General features: G+C 45.5%; 12 protein-coding genes. 7 read left to right on the top strand and 5 right to left on the bottom strand.

The genetic code is table 11. The annotated features are described in order from the left end of the window. The first annotated feature begins 24 nt into the window (after positions 1 to 24). Both DD616_RS02505 and DD616_RS02500 read left to right on the top strand, forming a co-directional pair. Complete coding sequence (locus DD616_RS02505; RefSeq protein WP_208871673.1) at positions 25 to 1,455, top strand: sensor histidine kinase; 1,431 nt, start codon at positions 25 to 27, stop codon at positions 1,453 to 1,455. Then, positions 1,445 to 2,158, top strand: coding sequence for a response regulator (locus DD616_RS02500; protein ID WP_017046943.1), 714 nt, complete (start codon positions 1,445 to 1,447; stop codon positions 2,156 to 2,158). Before DD616_RS02505 ends, DD616_RS02500 begins: the two co-directional genes overlap by 11 nt. 327 nt (positions 2,159 to 2,485) lie before the next feature. Here DD616_RS02500 and DD616_RS02495 read toward each other — a convergent pair whose 3' ends face one another. The 5 genes from DD616_RS02495 to fruB all read right to left on the bottom strand — a co-directional run bounded on the left by DD616_RS02495 (position 2,486) and on the right by fruB (position 7,612). After that, positions 2,486 to 3,172 (bottom strand): DedA family protein, encoded by a 687-nt coding sequence (locus DD616_RS02495; protein WP_026027215.1) that lies wholly within the window; start codon positions 3,170 to 3,172, stop codon positions 2,486 to 2,488. A 53-nt stretch (positions 3,173 to 3,225) separates the two neighbouring features. Then, positions 3,226 to 3,603 (bottom strand): hypothetical protein, encoded by a 378-nt coding sequence (locus DD616_RS02490; protein ID WP_231140440.1) that lies wholly within the window; start codon positions 3,601 to 3,603, stop codon positions 3,226 to 3,228. Positions 3,604 to 3,744: 141 nt separating this feature from the next. Beyond that, positions 3,745 to 5,487, bottom strand: coding sequence for a PTS fructose transporter subunit IIBC (gene fruA / locus DD616_RS02485; RefSeq protein ID WP_017050018.1), 1,743 nt, complete (start codon positions 5,485 to 5,487; stop codon positions 3,745 to 3,747). An 18-nt stretch (positions 5,488 to 5,505) separates the two neighbouring features. Then, positions 5,506 to 6,459 carry a 1-phosphofructokinase gene (pfkB, locus tag DD616_RS02480; RefSeq protein WP_208871392.1) on the bottom strand — a complete coding sequence of 318 codons (954 nt, stop codon included), beginning with the start codon at positions 6,457 to 6,459 and terminating at the stop codon, positions 5,506 to 5,508. Positions 6,460 to 6,469: 10 nt separating this feature from the next. After that, a complete protein-coding gene (fruB, locus tag DD616_RS02475; RefSeq protein ID WP_208871391.1) occupies positions 6,470 to 7,612 on the bottom strand; it encodes a fused PTS fructose transporter subunit IIA/HPr protein in 1,143 nt (380 codons plus the stop codon). A 234-nt stretch (positions 7,613 to 7,846) separates the two neighbouring features. Between fruB and cra the strand changes: the two genes are divergently transcribed. The 5 genes from cra (at position 7,847) to yjfF (ending at position 13,967) form a co-directional block, all read left to right on the top strand. Then, entirely contained in the window at positions 7,847 to 8,980 is a 1,134-nt protein-coding gene (cra, locus tag DD616_RS02470) for a catabolite repressor/activator (protein WP_208871390.1), read from the top strand. Between the two features lie 388 nt (positions 8,981 to 9,368). Continuing rightward, a complete protein-coding gene (gene ytfQ, locus DD616_RS02465; RefSeq protein WP_094151555.1) occupies positions 9,369 to 10,328 on the top strand; it encodes a galactofuranose ABC transporter, galactofuranose-binding protein YtfQ in 960 nt (319 codons plus the stop codon). A 120-nt stretch (positions 10,329 to 10,448) separates the two neighbouring features. After that, on the top strand, positions 10,449 to 11,954 hold the full coding sequence (locus DD616_RS02460; protein WP_208871389.1) for a sugar ABC transporter ATP-binding protein: 1,506 nt from the start codon (positions 10,449 to 10,451) through the stop codon (positions 11,952 to 11,954). Between the two features lie 8 nt (positions 11,955 to 11,962). Beyond that, complete coding sequence (ytfT, locus tag DD616_RS02455) at positions 11,963 to 12,988, top strand: galactofuranose ABC transporter, ATP-binding protein YtfT (RefSeq protein WP_199868234.1); 1,026 nt, start codon at positions 11,963 to 11,965, stop codon at positions 12,986 to 12,988. Then, the gene (yjfF, locus tag DD616_RS02450; protein ID WP_208871388.1) at positions 12,981 to 13,967 is read left to right on the top strand and encodes a galactofuranose ABC transporter, permease protein YjfF; all 987 of its coding nucleotides are present in this window, start codon (positions 12,981 to 12,983) and stop codon (positions 13,965 to 13,967) included. Before ytfT ends, yjfF begins: the two co-directional genes overlap by 8 nt. Positions 13,968 to 14,079 lie beyond the last annotated feature (112 nt).

The raw sequence follows: 14,079 nt of genomic DNA, 5'->3' as shown, positions 1-14,079 counted from the left end.
ACAAAGATGGTTAAGACGCTAAACATGGCGCGAGTAAACGAGACACAACGGGTCATCTTATTGATATGCCTGTATGTGTTGGTTACTACGGTGGGCGTGATTTACCGAAAAAATATCTTAGAAACAGACATGGCAATGCTGTTTTTATTGCTCAACATTGTTAGTGCTTCACTACTTCGTCCACTCAATGCATACCTCATGACCATTATGGGCGTCATAGTGTATTACTACTTCTTATTGCCGGATTACAGTTCGTTCCGTTTTAAGAATGCACAGCATGTGATTACTTTTTCGGTGATGGTGTTCAGTGGGATGTTCGCGATCAATATAACACAGTCACAGAGAAAGCAAATACAGAAAAATAAGCACCTCCAGATGCGCCATAAGACCTATTATCAGCTTGCTTGCCACTTGTCGGCACTGCGAACCAGTGAGCAAATTGCGCAGGCGACCGTGCAATTTCTTAATAAAGAGCTGAGCTTGCCGAGCGCGATTTTATCTGCTCACCCTCACTGGCATCTGCTTGCAAAAAACGATTCGTTTCCGTATGCCCAGCTAGAAGAATTTGATGGCCGTCATGTACCTGCGACCACCACCATTCACTGGCTTAAAGATCGAGAGACAGTATTGGGCGTATTAGCGGTTGAAAAAGATCAACAGGACAAAGTTACCCCGTGGGTCATTTCATTACTCAGTTTGTCACTGGCACGTTCGCAAGCTAACCAAGCGCTTGCGGAAGTGGAAACGGCTAATCAATTAGAAACCATGCGTAGCACGTTATTAGCGTCAGTATCTCATGATTTGAAAACACCATTAGGGACGATCATTGGCGTGGCAACGACGTTGACCGATGCGGGGTTGAAGCTGGATCAAGAGGTGCAAGATGAGCTATTGAAATCGATCGCTGAGCAAGGTGAGCGGCTCAATCGTAGTTTAACAAAACTGCTTGATATCACGCGTTACACTAGCGCGGCCCTCGTACCTAAGTTGGATTGGGTCGAACCTGAAGAAGTGCTTGGCAGTGCACTGAGCCGTTTATCTCGACGATTGCGTCACCATCATGTGAATTTAAAAAGTGAACCAATGTTGGTTGAACTCGATAGTTTATTGATTGAACAGGTTATCTCTAACCTGATTGAAAATTCAGCCAAATATACACCTAAAGGAAGTGAGATAGAGATCCAGATAGAATACCGCGATGAGGCGTTTATTTTAACAGTAGCGGACAATGGCCCCGGTATTCCTGAGCAAGAATTAACCCGAATTTTTGAGCGTTTTTATCGCCTCAACCATACCCAAGTCGATGGCACAGGGCTTGGCTTAGCGATATGCCAAGTGATCGTCACCGCACATCACGGTACGATAGTTGCTCGCAACCGTGAAAGCCAAGGTGTTAGTTTTACCGTGGCGATACCATGCCGACTTTACGATTTAAAGGGACTGTATGAACAGTGAAATTAAAATCTTGATCATTGAAGATGAAGCACCGATTCAACGTTTTCTCAACGTGTTGATCAGCGGTTATCAGTATCAAGTCAAAACGGCTGGAACAGCAGAGCAAGGGATAGCCTTAGTCGCAAACTGGAATCCGCATCTGATTTTATTGGATTTAGGCTTACCAGATATGGAAGGTATTGCTCTCACCAAAGAGCTTCGGGGTTGGACGCAGACGCCAATCATTGTCATCTCGGCCCGTGATAAGGAATCAGATAAGGTTCAAGCACTTGATGCGGGAGCCAACGATTACTTGATTAAACCATTTGGTAGTGAAGAACTGCTAGCGCGAATACGTGTCGCGTTACGCCAACTGAGCCAACCTCAGCCTCAAGAGTCGGTTTGCTACCAATTCGGCCAGATAGTTGTCGACTTGGCATTTAAGCAAGTGACTAAAAGTGGTGAACCGTTAAAACTGACCAAAACCGAGTACAATATTTTAAAACTTTTGGTGAGAAATATGGGCAAGGTTTTGACTCATAAGCAAATTTTAAAAGAAGTGTGGGGCAGTAACTACATTGAACATCATCATTATGTTCGTATTCATGTTGCCCAGTTGCGTCATAAAGTGGAAGAAAATCCAGCCCAACCTAAACATATTATTACAGAAACAGGGGTAGGATATCGGTTGGTAGAAGGCGAATCAGACCAGTTTGCGGTTTAGGCTACTTTATAAAATCTTTATATCGAGCCTTGCTATCCATACAGCATCTATACGAAGCGCTTGTTAGACTCAATATCGGTTAAGTACTCAGGCAGAGCCAGCGTGAAATGTTAGTGGGATGTTTTGCGAGATATTGGATTAGTGAGCACGTAACAAATACACACATCTTTAGCCGTTTTGTAAGGAGCGCAAGCTTTTTACATTTATAATTAATTATTCTGTTTTAGGGCTCTTTTGAGCCCTTTTTTTATCTATTGTCAGCGTGGCTCGCTGCTATGCTCATTCGATTACAAACGCCACGGCCATTTGAACCGTGGCGTAAGGCCGCTATAATTGGCTTTCTTCACTGATACGAGGGGCTTTTTGCAGTGAACGTTTACGCATTAACCAACCCACTAGTACCGTTGAGATAGCGATCAACAGTGTCATCAGTGGTGCTAATATCAACGCATGATTGGCTATTTTGGCAAGCTTGTCGGGCAAAAGAGAAATACCTAAGCCTGAGCCGACCAAAAACAGAATCCACGCCAGCGCGCTCAGTGGTGAGACGAGCAGGAAGCGTGTTGGTGTTACTGCATTACGCAGCCCCATTACCATAGGCAGCAAAGAACGAACTACCGGCAGAAAGCGCCCCATGAACATGGCCAGTAGCCCATACCTTTGGATCAAGTTATCGGTAGTGCGCCACTGTTTTTCTGAGACTTTGTTGAGCCAAGTTGAGACTAATCGCCACTCTTTAAGTTGGTGGCCTTGATAAAAGGCGATCGCACTGCCCAGCCAACCAGCAAAAACCAGCACGCCAATAATGGCATACAGGTTGAGTACCCCAACGGCCGCAAGGCTACCACACAGTACAATCACACTATCGCAAGGCAGCGGCGCTGCTGGAATAAATGCACTTTCAACGAAGATAAGTAACCCAATGCAGAGGTAAAGTAACGACAGATCGACCTGTTGTAGCGCAAACAGATCTTGATGCCATAAGGCAGAGAAAATAGACAAAAAAGTATTCATAACAAGCTTCCTCAATCAGTAAATAGTAATAATTGGTCCGATTGAAAAAGGTGTTAAGCGTGGGCGAAGCGTGAATACAGGTTGGAAAATTGCAGTGCTTTACGCACAAAAACGTGAGTTGATTGACCTATATACAGAGAACAAATGACGACAAACGCAGTGGTACTGAGAATGTAAGAAAGTAGGGTAGTTTCTGCGCTCGTCTTTTCGTCGTCATCTGAGATTAACCGAAGCCCACTGACTCGTGGCGTTTCATGCCTTGTGGTTAATATCGCTGCATCACGATCAACAAAAAATAGATGACTGGAAAAACGAACATGCTGGATTGTCGTAGACTCACTCGCCGAAAAGCTTTGTGTAGCATTGAGGTTGAGCGAGGAGAACAGGCTCAATAAGCTAAACAAGAAGGCAAACATCAATGACTGGATCATAACTATCGCGAGGCTACTTAAACTGAGGGTGAGTATGCGGCGTGTCAGCGGTGCGTGTAAAGGAATTTTAGCCCTGGAAAAGCGTGAAAAAGTGAGCAGCGCTGCTGCTCACTCATGATGGTTAGATATTAATGATGCAAATTATATTGCTGCCGCGGTTGAGCTCTCGCTCGCTTTTGCGCGGTTTTTAAGGAAGGCGTAACCAAAGCCAGTCACCGCCGTACCAGCCGCAATCGCGATTAGGTACATCAGTACAGGTGTAATCGCATTTGGTATCAGTAGGACAAATAAGCCGCCGTGCGGAGCCATTAATTTCGCGCCAAACAACATAGACAGTGCACCCGTTAACGCGCCGCCTGCCATACAAGCTGGAATAACGCGCATTGGATCTTTCGCTGCAAATGGAATTGCCCCTTCAGAGATAAAGCATAAACCTAGTACAAATGAGGCTTTACCCGCTTCACGTTCACCGGCTTCGAATTTGTCTCTGGCAAGGAAAGTCGCAAGGCCCATACCTAACGCTGGCACCATACCCGCAGCCATAATAGCGGCCATTGGTGCGTAAGTTTGCGAAGCAAGTAGACCAACACCAAAGGTATACGCTGCTTTATTAATCGGCCCACCTAAGTCAAAGCACATCATCGCGCCTAGGATTACACCCAGAAGTACGGCGTTGGCTGAGCCCATGTTGTTTAAGAACTCAGTCATTGCAGCCATGATGCTCGATACAGGGCCACCGACGATATAAATCATCACCAAGCCAGTAAAGAGACTCGCCACAAATGGAATGATGAGGATTGGTTTTAGCGCTTCCATCGATTGAGGTAAGGAGACTTTATCTGCAATGAATTTAGCAGCGTAACCTGCAATGAAACCGGCCACAATACCGCCAAGAAAACCGGCTCCGGTAGAGCTTGCCAGCATCCCGCCAATCAAACCAGGAGCAAGCCCCGGACGGTCAGCAATCGAGAACGCAATAAAACCCGCCATGACAGGGATCATTAATGCAAAGGCTGAACCGCCACCAATGGTCATCAGCGCTGCCGCCAATGTGCCTTGCTCTTTAAACGCTTCAATACCAAACACAAAAGAGAGTGCGATGATCAAACCACCCGCGACTACGACAGGAAGCATGTGAGATACCCCAGTCATCAGGTGCTTGTACACCCCTTTTTTCTCTTCGGTTTGATTATTATTAGACGCTGACGATTGCGTATAAATAGACGCTTGGTTAAACGCGTTGGTGATCTCTTGCTCGGTTTTTTTCAGTGCAAGGCCAGTACTGGTTTTGTACAGTTTTTTGCCGTTGAAACGATCGAGTGGCACTTCGATATCGGCCGCAATGATCACCAAATCCGCATCAGCAATCTCTTGTGCCGTGAGTTGGTTTTTCGCGCCCACAGAACCACGTGTTTCTACTTTGATCTGGTGGCCAAGGCGTTTTGCATGGTTTTCTAGCGCTTCTGCCGCCATAAAGGTGTGTGCAACACCCGTTGGACAAGCGGTGATAGCCACGATTTTTTTAGCAGCTTGCGTTACGACTGGCGCAGACACCGTTTTTGCCTCTTGCTCAGTTAGGATAGTCGCTGCACTTATCGCGCTGTTTAAAAAAGTAACGGGATCAGACGTGCAGGCTGAAATGTCACTTTGGTACACTTTTTTGCCGATAAAGCGGGTGGTATCTATTGGTGTATTACGAGCAATAACCACCACATCTGCGTTGTCGATTTCACTGCTAGAGAGCGTATGGCCTTGAATGATGCTGGAATGACATTCAACCACAGCGGTCCAATTGAGCGATTTTGCCGCTTGTTCAAGCAGCCCGGCAGCAATGATGCTGTTTGCAACACCACTGGGGCATGCGGTAATAATAGCAATCTTCATAGTTACGACCTTCTGTCCTTATGAGTTAGCGCTTAAGCTAACGGGTTGTAATTGGATTTGTTGTTGTAGGGTTTCGAGTTGTTTTCGGTTTGACATACCCACGCCGACTTGCGTAACAGCTAACGCAGAGAGGGCGGTGGCAAAAGTAAGCAGTTCTGTTTTTTCCATCTGCTGCATGTGTCCCCAGCAAAGGCCCGCGACTAAAGTATCGCCTGCGCCAACAGTGCTAACGACCTGCATACGTGGTGGTTTTGCATGAAGCCATTGATGTTGGTTCAACCACATCACGCCATTTGCTCCCATCGACACCACGATATTTTCAATGCCTTTTTCGGCCAGTTGCGCGGCGGCAGCTTGGCATTGCTCAGGAGTGTGTAGTTCACGCCCCATAAATTGAGAAAGCTCTTCATCGTTTGGTTTAATCAACCAAGGCTTTGCGTCAAGACCCGCTTTGAGGGCATCACGACTGCTATCAAACAGCACTTTTTTACCCATGGAGTGCAGTTTTTCGATCCACGAAGCACATAATGCAGGGGAGATGCCCTGTGGCAAGCTGCCTGCGAGCACAAAATAGTCGTGATCAGCGGCTAATCTATCGAGGGTGCGTTCGAACTGCTCAATGGCAAGCGGCGTCACTTCAACTCCGGGGAAATTGATGTCGCTCACTTCGCCCGATTTCTCGACCAATTTCACGTTAATACGGGTTGCACCATCAACACGAACAAACTCATCAATTGCGGCCATTTGATCAAATAGCTGACAGAACAACTCTTGGTTATCACGGCCAAGAAATCCGGTCACAGTCACCTTTGCACCGAGATCGCTCAGTACTTTCGCAACATTAACTCCTTTACCTGCGGCGTGAAGTGAACCTTGTTTGACTAGGCTCACTGAGCCAACATTCAGCACATCCAAGCTACCTGTTAAATCAAGCGCTGGGTTGAGCGTGATAGTGACGACTTTATTTGTCATGACTTAATCCTCACCCTTCACCTAGACCAGAAGCAATCGCTTTACCGATCGATTCTAATGCTTGCTCGGCGTCTGGCCCCTCAGCTGAAAACTGAAGCTGGTGGCCATGTTTTACGCCCAGCGCAATGACTTTCATCAGGCTTTTCGCGTTGGCTGTTTTTCCGTCGCCATCTAAGTTAGACACTTTGATATTGGCTTCAAATTTCTTCGCTTCGGCCACCAACATCGCTCCTGGACGAGCGTGCAGACCATGTGCGTTTTTGATTTTGAATACCGCAACCTTGCTTGTTGCGCTCTCATTTTTTGCCGGAGCTTGCTCATTGTCATTGCTGAAGAAAGCCAATAATTGGGCAGCATTCGCATTGAGCAAGGTTTCTTGTTGTTGCTGAAGCACAAGCTGCGTTAGCTTATCCAGAATGTTTTGGTGAGCATTATTACAAGCGGCAATCGCGATCAAGGCTTTGACGTTGAGTTGATTGTATTCACACGCATTGGCGGTTGACACAAACGAAATGCCCGTGCGTTTGACCGCTTTGTCACTGCTGATTAACCACAATCCCTTGCCTAGGTGGGTTGGCTCTTTCGTGACCAGTTCGGCAACAAATTCATTGTCGGCACAGCCGGTATTGCGTAGCAAACCGCCAGCGACGGCGCTCATCTGTACCATATCACTGGCAGGGAAAAGCAGTTGGATCAACGAAGCATCAAAATCAGGCTCAAATTGCACTTCACCATTGAGGAGTGCAATGACATCATTGGCACTGGACGCTTGTTTCAGTTTCTCTTCAACGCCATCGGCGGACAACACTTGCGTCAGTTGCTTCAGAATGCCCAAATGTTCATCGGATTTCGCTGCAATACCAATCGCGACATAAACGGTTGCGTCGTTACCCCAGTCAACGCCGTTGGGGAAGTGGTGAACAGCAACACCCGTTTGCTTAACCAGTTTACGTGTATCGGTTGTACCGTGTGGGATCGCGATACCATTACCAAGAAAGGTCGAATTCTGAGCTTCACGGTTAAGCATGCCATCGACATAACCTGCTTCGACGAACCCTTTGTTGGTTAGATCCGCTGCGATAGCTCGAATCGCCTCTTGCTTGTTCGTGGGTGATTGGCCCAAAGTAATATTGTTGGAATTGAGTTGCAGCATTTTGGCCTCTTTGCCTTACGGCTTAATTCGTTATCACTTTGAAGTATAGATTTCACCTAAGTGATAGTTTATTAATATGACTTATTCAAGCTGAATCGTTTCAGCTTTTTTCCAAAAAAAATTCAGCAAACCTATTTTTGACGAAAAATAGCGCTGTTCAACTTATTACTCGCACTGCCGCACTGCTCATTTTTTATAACACTCACATTTGGTGATCTTTACATCGATGAAGTGATGGTCAAATGTAGCCTTAGTTATCATTTTGTAATTTTGCTGAATCCTTTCAGCTTTTATACTGAATCGATTCAGCGTATAATTCAACTTCATCAAGGATCAAAAAATGAGTTCTATGATCCGACGCACAGAACAAGAGTGGTTGATATGACACTAGATGAGATAGCGAAGTTAGCGGGAGTCTCTAAAACCACCGCCAGTTATGTAATCAATGGCAAAGCGCAGAAGTACCGCATTAGTGAAAAAACCCAGCAGAAAGTGATGGCCGTGGTGGATGCTCATAATTACCGTCCCGATCACGCCGCTTCTGCTTTGCGAGCAGGAAATAGCCGTTCTTTTGGGCTCATCATCCCTGATCTTGAGAACACCAGTTACGCGCGTCTTGCTAAATTGTTAGAACAGAACTCTCGCCAAGCGGGTTACCAAATTCTCATCGCCTGTTCGGACGATGACCCACATACCGAGATGTCGGTGGTGGATGCCTTGGTCTCACGCCGCATCGATGCGCTATTTGTCGCCAGCGCGATTCCTAACGCCAGTGAGTTTTATCTCAAGTTGCAACATTCAGGCACTCCGGTTATTGCGATTGACCGCCCGTTAGATGATGAATTTTTTGCCTGTGTGATCAGTGAAGATTTCAACGCCGCGTTTGAATTGACTCACTCTCTATTAACGTCGGAGATTAAAACCGTTGGTTTGGTCGGTGCATTACCAGAGCTCAATATTTCGCAAGAGCGTCAGTTGGGTTTTGAAGCCGCGTTAAGAGCGAAAACTGTGCACAGTATCATCGGTTATGGCGCGCACTTTAATCGAGAAGAGGGCAAACGAGTGGTGAATGATTGGATCGCCAATAACAGTATGCCAGATGCGATCGTCGCGACTTCTTACACTCTGCTTGAAGGGATTTTAGATGTATTGTTTGAAAACCCAGGCTTGATGAATCGTGTGAAGTTATCGACATTTGGTGATAATCGTTTACTTGATTTCTTGCCGATTAAAATCAACTCGTTGCCGCAGCAATTTGAACTGATTGCCGACAGCGCACTCGCGTTGGCACTCAACGCTTCGGCAAAACGTTATCAAGCTGGGATCGAATTGGTGCCTCGTAAACTGAAAGTTCGTGAGACGCATTAGCCAAACATAACTTATTTGATGCTTATCGCACTGCAACAGCGATAACTGCTTAAGGCTTTATTGCTTCGGTTCTATCGAATTACGTAATAAAGCCTGCATTTATCGCAAACAATCTTCGTTAACATTCCAATAACATGAAGCATATTGCTAACTCCATGGACAAATAAGCTAGTAAAATTATTTTGTGATTTTGGTCGATTTATATTCTATTTAGTTAAATTAATGTCTTTTCACCCACATCACATAATTGCTTATCGATTCATTAATTTACTTTGTAAAATATATCTTAAATTGATGCGATTGAGCCGTGTAAATATAAAATCAAGTGGGGAGTTAAATGTTTAAAATAAATTACGTGAAACTCTACAACAGTAATAAGGGACAAATTATGTTGAAACCATTAAAAATGGCCACTGTCATCAGCACAATTTTGATGTGTGGTGCAAGTTATGCGAACTCTCTCACCGTTGGATTCTCTCAAATTGGTTCTGAATCAGGTTGGCGGGCCGCCGAAACAAGCGTGGCAAAATCAGAGGCAGAGAAACGTGGCATCATACTGAAGATTTCCGATGCACAGCAAAAACAAGAGAACCAGATCAAGGCGGTTCGATCGTTTATCGCTCAAGGTGTTGACGCGATTTTTATCGCACCCGTTGTGCAAACCGGCTGGGGACCAGTGCTGGAAGAAGCAAGAGAGGCCAAGATTCCGGTGTTTTTATTGGATAGAGGCATCACAGTGAACGACGATTCTCTCTACATGACATCGGTAGCCGCGGACAGTGTTCATGAAGGTGAAGTCGCTGGTAATTGGTTGAAAGAGGTACAAGCTGGAAAGCCATGTCATATCGTTGAACTGCAAGGAACGGTTGGAGCGAGTGTGGCCTTAGATCGTAAGCAGGGCTTTCTCAATGTAGTGAATAAGGCAGACAACCTAAAAATTATACGCACTCAATCGGGCGAGTTTACTCGCAGTAAAGGCAAAGAAGTGATGGAAAGCTTCATCAAGGCTGAAAGCAACGGTAAGAATATTTGTGCTGTCTACGCTCATAATGATGATATGGCGATCGGTGCTATTCAAGCTATCAAAGAAGCTGGGTTAAAACCAGGGGTAGATATTAAAATTGTCTCAATTGATGGTGTGCCAGATATATTTAAAGCGATGATGTCTGGTGAGTCGAATGCGTCAGTTGAATTAACACCTAATATGGCCGGCCCTGCTTTTGATGCATTACATGACTATCTAAATAATGGCACTCTGCCTCCTAAACATATTGTTACTGAGTCTAAGTTGTTCCTGCCAGATAGTGCTAAAACCGAATTAGCACTCAAAAAAGATATGGGTTATTAATCATTGTTGTTTAATTTGAATTTACCTTAAATAAAGTCTCATCATATTTTTCTATTATATAAAACATGTGTTGGGGAGTGTTGATGTAAGAAATATGGTGAGATGACTTGCGGTGCAATTATGTCATACAGTCAAGATGAACATGTATTATTGGATGCTAAAGGGATAACGAAAGAATTTCCTGGGGTTAGAGCATTATTTAATGTCGACTTTACACTGAGGCGTGGCGAGATCATGGCGTTGCTCGGTGAGAATGGTGCAGGGAAGTCAACGTTGGTCAAAACGTTAACTGGGGTCTACCAGCGCGATGAGGGGCAGATCTGCTTAGATGGAGAGATGATTTCGCCTCAAAGTACCGCACATGCACAAAATTTAGGTATCGGTACTGTGTACCAAGAAGTCAATTTGCTGCCCAACATGTCCATTGTTGATAACCTTTTTATTGGCCGTGAACTGAAGAAATACGGTCTTCTCGATCGTAGCAATATGGTGTTGCAAGCAAAGCAAATGATGAAAAGTTACGGCTTTGACATCGATGTGAGTTTGCCTCTGAACCAATATTCTGTTGCGATGCAGCAAATTGTTGCGATTGCTCGTGCTGTGTCGTTCTCAGCCAAGATCTTGATTCTTGATGAACCTACCGCCAGTTTGGATTCGCATGAAGTTGAAATGCTTTTTACCATTATGCGTCGGCTAAAAAGCCAAGGGATGGGGTTGGTTTTTATTACTCATTTTCTCGATCAAGTTTATCAAGTGAGTGATCGCATCACTGTTCTACGTAATGGTGAGCTGGTCGGGACGAAAATGACGGCTGAATTGAGCCAGATAGAACTAATCAAAATGATGCTTGGTCGCGATCTAGAGGACAATGCACTACACCGTGCGGGTAAAACGCGCTTAAGTGATAGCCCTTTGGTCAGTTTTGATAACTATGGCAAAAAAGGCACGATTGACCCGTTTTTCTTAGAAGTTCACCGAGGTGAAATTGTCGGGTTAGCGGGTCTGTTGGGTTCAGGACGTACGGAAATGGCACAAGTGATATTTGGCATTATTCCTACTGATGCTGGTTATTGCACTGTGGATGGTAAACCTGCAAAAGTTCGCTCTGCTCGGCAAGCATCATTAAATGGCTTTGGTTTTTGTCCTGAGGATCGAAAAACCGATGGCATTATCGCGTCAGCCTCTGTCCGTGAAAACATTATTTTGGCGCTGCAAGCTCAGCGTGGTTGGTTTAGCCCGCTCTCTAAACAAGAGCAAAAAGAGATTGCGCAGCGTTTCATTCGTCAGCTCGACATAAAAACGCCTACGGCTGAGCAGCCGATTCAGTTTCTTTCTGGGGGCAACCAGCAGAAGGTTTTGCTCGCTCGTTGGCTACTGACCAAACCGCAATTTTTGATCCTTGATGAGCCGACACGTGGTATCGACGTTGGTGCTCACGCAGAGATTATTCGATTAATTGAATCACTATGTGCAAATGGATTAGCAATGTTAGTCATTTCGTCAGAATTAGAAGAGTTAGTCGGCTATGCCGATCGCGTTATTGTACTGAAAGACCGAAAACAAGTCGCTGAGATCCCGACTGCTGATCTCTCCGTTCCTGCCATTATGAATGCCATTGCGATGTGAGGGTCAGTATGACGATGTCAGTTATCAAACCTGTCGATCAGGCAAATCGATGGAAAATAAAAATGCCGACAGGGTCGCCGCAGATTGTGGCGTTAGTGATTGTGCTACTGGTCAACGCGATTGTGGCCGATAACTTTTTTTCCATTAATATCCAAGATGGGCGGCTGTTTGGGAGCGTGATTGATATCCTCAATCGCTGTGCACCAGTGGCTTTACTTAGTATTGGAATGACGTTGGTGATCGCGACCGGAGGCATTGACCTTTCGGTAGGAGCGGTCATGGCGATCAGCGGTGCGACTTTGGCCAGCATGGCCGCTCACGGCACTTTTGGGGTACCGTTGATGCTGTTCTCTGCTGTTTGCGTTGGCGCACTTTGTGGCTTATGGAATGGATTTCTCGTTGCTATTTTCAAAATCCAACCCATAGTCGCCACTTTGATCTTAATGGTGGCTGGCCGCGGTATTGCACAGCTCATCACTGAAGGGCAGATCATCACCTTCAATAATGAAGCGCTATCGTGGATCGGCAGTGGCTCTTGGTTATTACTCCCGACACCAGTAATCATCACCATCGTCGCCGCACTCGGTATTTGGTTATTAACGAAAAAAAGTGCACTCGGTCTGTTTATTGAAGCGGTGGGCATTAATATTCGTGCGGCGAAAAATTCCGGTGTAAATACGCCGCTCGTTGTGATCAGTACTTATGTCATTAGCGGTATTATGGCCGCCATTGCAGGTATTATCGTTACGGCCGACATCCGTGGGGCAGACGCCAATAATGCGGGCTTATGGTTAGAGATGGACGCCATCTTAGCCGTCGTTATTGGCGGCACGTCGTTAATGGGTGGGCGTTTTAATCTGTTTTTAGCCATTGTGGGCACCCTCATTATTCAAGGTGTCAACACGGGTATTTTACTCTCAGGCTACCAACCGCAGTGGAACCTAATTGTGAAAGCAATTGTGGTGCTTGTCGTGCTAGTGATCCAGTCCCCTGCGTTAGTACAGTTTATCAAAGGGAGATCGCATCATGTTTAAACGGAACTTACCTTTAGTTATCACTATTATGGTGTTTGTGCTGGGTTATTTGGTTTGTTTATTTGAATACCCGACATTTCTCTCGACTCGTATCATTTGTAACATACTGACTGACAATGCTTTTTTGGGAATTATTGCCGTGGGTATGACTTTTGTTATCCTCTCCGGCGGAATTGATTTGTCGGTGGGATCAGTCATCGCATTCACTGGGGTGTTGTTAGCCAAGATGATTGGTGAATGGTACGTTGCACCAGCCATTGCTATTCCTGCTGTTTTAATGTTAGGCGCTCTATTTGGAGCGATGATGGGCTGGCTGATCCACACCCTGAAAATTCCAGCATTCATCATTACTCTTGCCGGAATGTTTTTCTTACGCGGTGCCAGTTTTTTAATGTCTGAGCAATCATTACCGATTGATCACCCCGTGTTTCATTCTTTGTCACGTATGTCATGGAAGGTGGTAGGGGGAGGCCGATTAAGTTTACTTGCTGTCATCATGTTAGTGGTGGTCGCCGTAGGCATGCTGATCGCTCACCGTACGCGTTTTGGCAATAATGTGTATGCGATTGGAGGTAACACTACTTCTGCGGAGTTGATGGGTGTACCCGTGAAGCAAACGACGATCGGTATCTATACGTTATCGACCCTCATTGCGAGTATTGCTGGTGTCGTATTTTCTATCTACACATCTGCAGGTTATCCACTAGCCGCTGTTGGCGTTGAGTTGGATGTAATCGCTGCGGTTGTTATTGGCGGGACACTACTTTCAGGAGGGGTTGGAACTGTATTTGGCTCGATGTTTGGCGTGCTGATACAAGGACTTATCCAAACCTACATCACCTTCGATGGGTCGCTTAGCTCGTGGTGGACAAAAATTATCATTGGAATTTTATTGTTTAGTTTTATTGGGTTACAGCGTCTGCTGATTATTTTTACGCGCAAGCAGAGAGTTAAGGCGAACTTATCGGTACAGTCTTAGTGGAGCAGTATTAGGCCTTCCATTTTTTGTTGAAGGTCTAAGCATATTCCGCAACTAATATAAGTCGTTTCAGCCGTCAATTTTTTCGATGAAGTGGTGTTTTTCTCGATCT

Origin of the sequence: Vibrio anguillarum (assembly GCF_003390515.1) — a bacterium.
Lineage (GTDB): Bacteria > Pseudomonadota > Gammaproteobacteria > Enterobacterales > Vibrionaceae > Vibrio > Vibrio anguillarum.
This window is presented reverse-complemented; position numbering and strand designations above follow the sequence as displayed.

Excerpts from the sequence above, each read along its gene's own strand:
- DD616_RS02505 (WP_208871673.1), top strand. The coding sequence starts at position 25 with ATGGCGCGAGTAAACGAGACACAACGGGTCATCTTATTGATATGCCTG.
- DD616_RS02500 (WP_017046943.1), top strand. The coding sequence starts at position 1,445 with ATGAACAGTGAAATTAAAATCTTGATCATTGAAGATGAAGCACCGATT.
- DD616_RS02495 (WP_026027215.1), bottom strand. The coding sequence starts at position 3,172 with ATGAATACTTTTTTGTCTATTTTCTCTGCCTTATGGCATCAAGATCTG.
- DD616_RS02490 (WP_231140440.1), bottom strand. The coding sequence starts at position 3,603 with ATGATCCAGTCATTGATGTTTGCCTTCTTGTTTAGCTTATTGAGCCTG.
- fruA (WP_017050018.1), bottom strand. The coding sequence starts at position 5,487 with ATGAAGATTGCTATTATTACCGCATGCCCCAGTGGTGTTGCAAACAGC.
- pfkB (WP_208871392.1), bottom strand. The coding sequence starts at position 6,459 with ATGACAAATAAAGTCGTCACTATCACGCTCAACCCAGCGCTTGATTTA.
- fruB (WP_208871391.1), bottom strand. The coding sequence starts at position 7,612 with ATGCTGCAACTCAATTCCAACAATATTACTTTGGGCCAATCACCCACG.
- cra (WP_208871390.1), top strand. The coding sequence starts at position 7,847 with ATGGTCAAATGTAGCCTTAGTTATCATTTTGTAATTTTGCTGAATCCT.
- ytfQ (WP_094151555.1), top strand. The coding sequence starts at position 9,369 with ATGTTGAAACCATTAAAAATGGCCACTGTCATCAGCACAATTTTGATG.
- DD616_RS02460 (WP_208871389.1), top strand. The coding sequence starts at position 10,449 with ATGTCATACAGTCAAGATGAACATGTATTATTGGATGCTAAAGGGATA.
- ytfT (WP_199868234.1), top strand. The coding sequence starts at position 11,963 with ATGACGATGTCAGTTATCAAACCTGTCGATCAGGCAAATCGATGGAAA.
- yjfF (WP_208871388.1), top strand. The coding sequence starts at position 12,981 with ATGTTTAAACGGAACTTACCTTTAGTTATCACTATTATGGTGTTTGTG.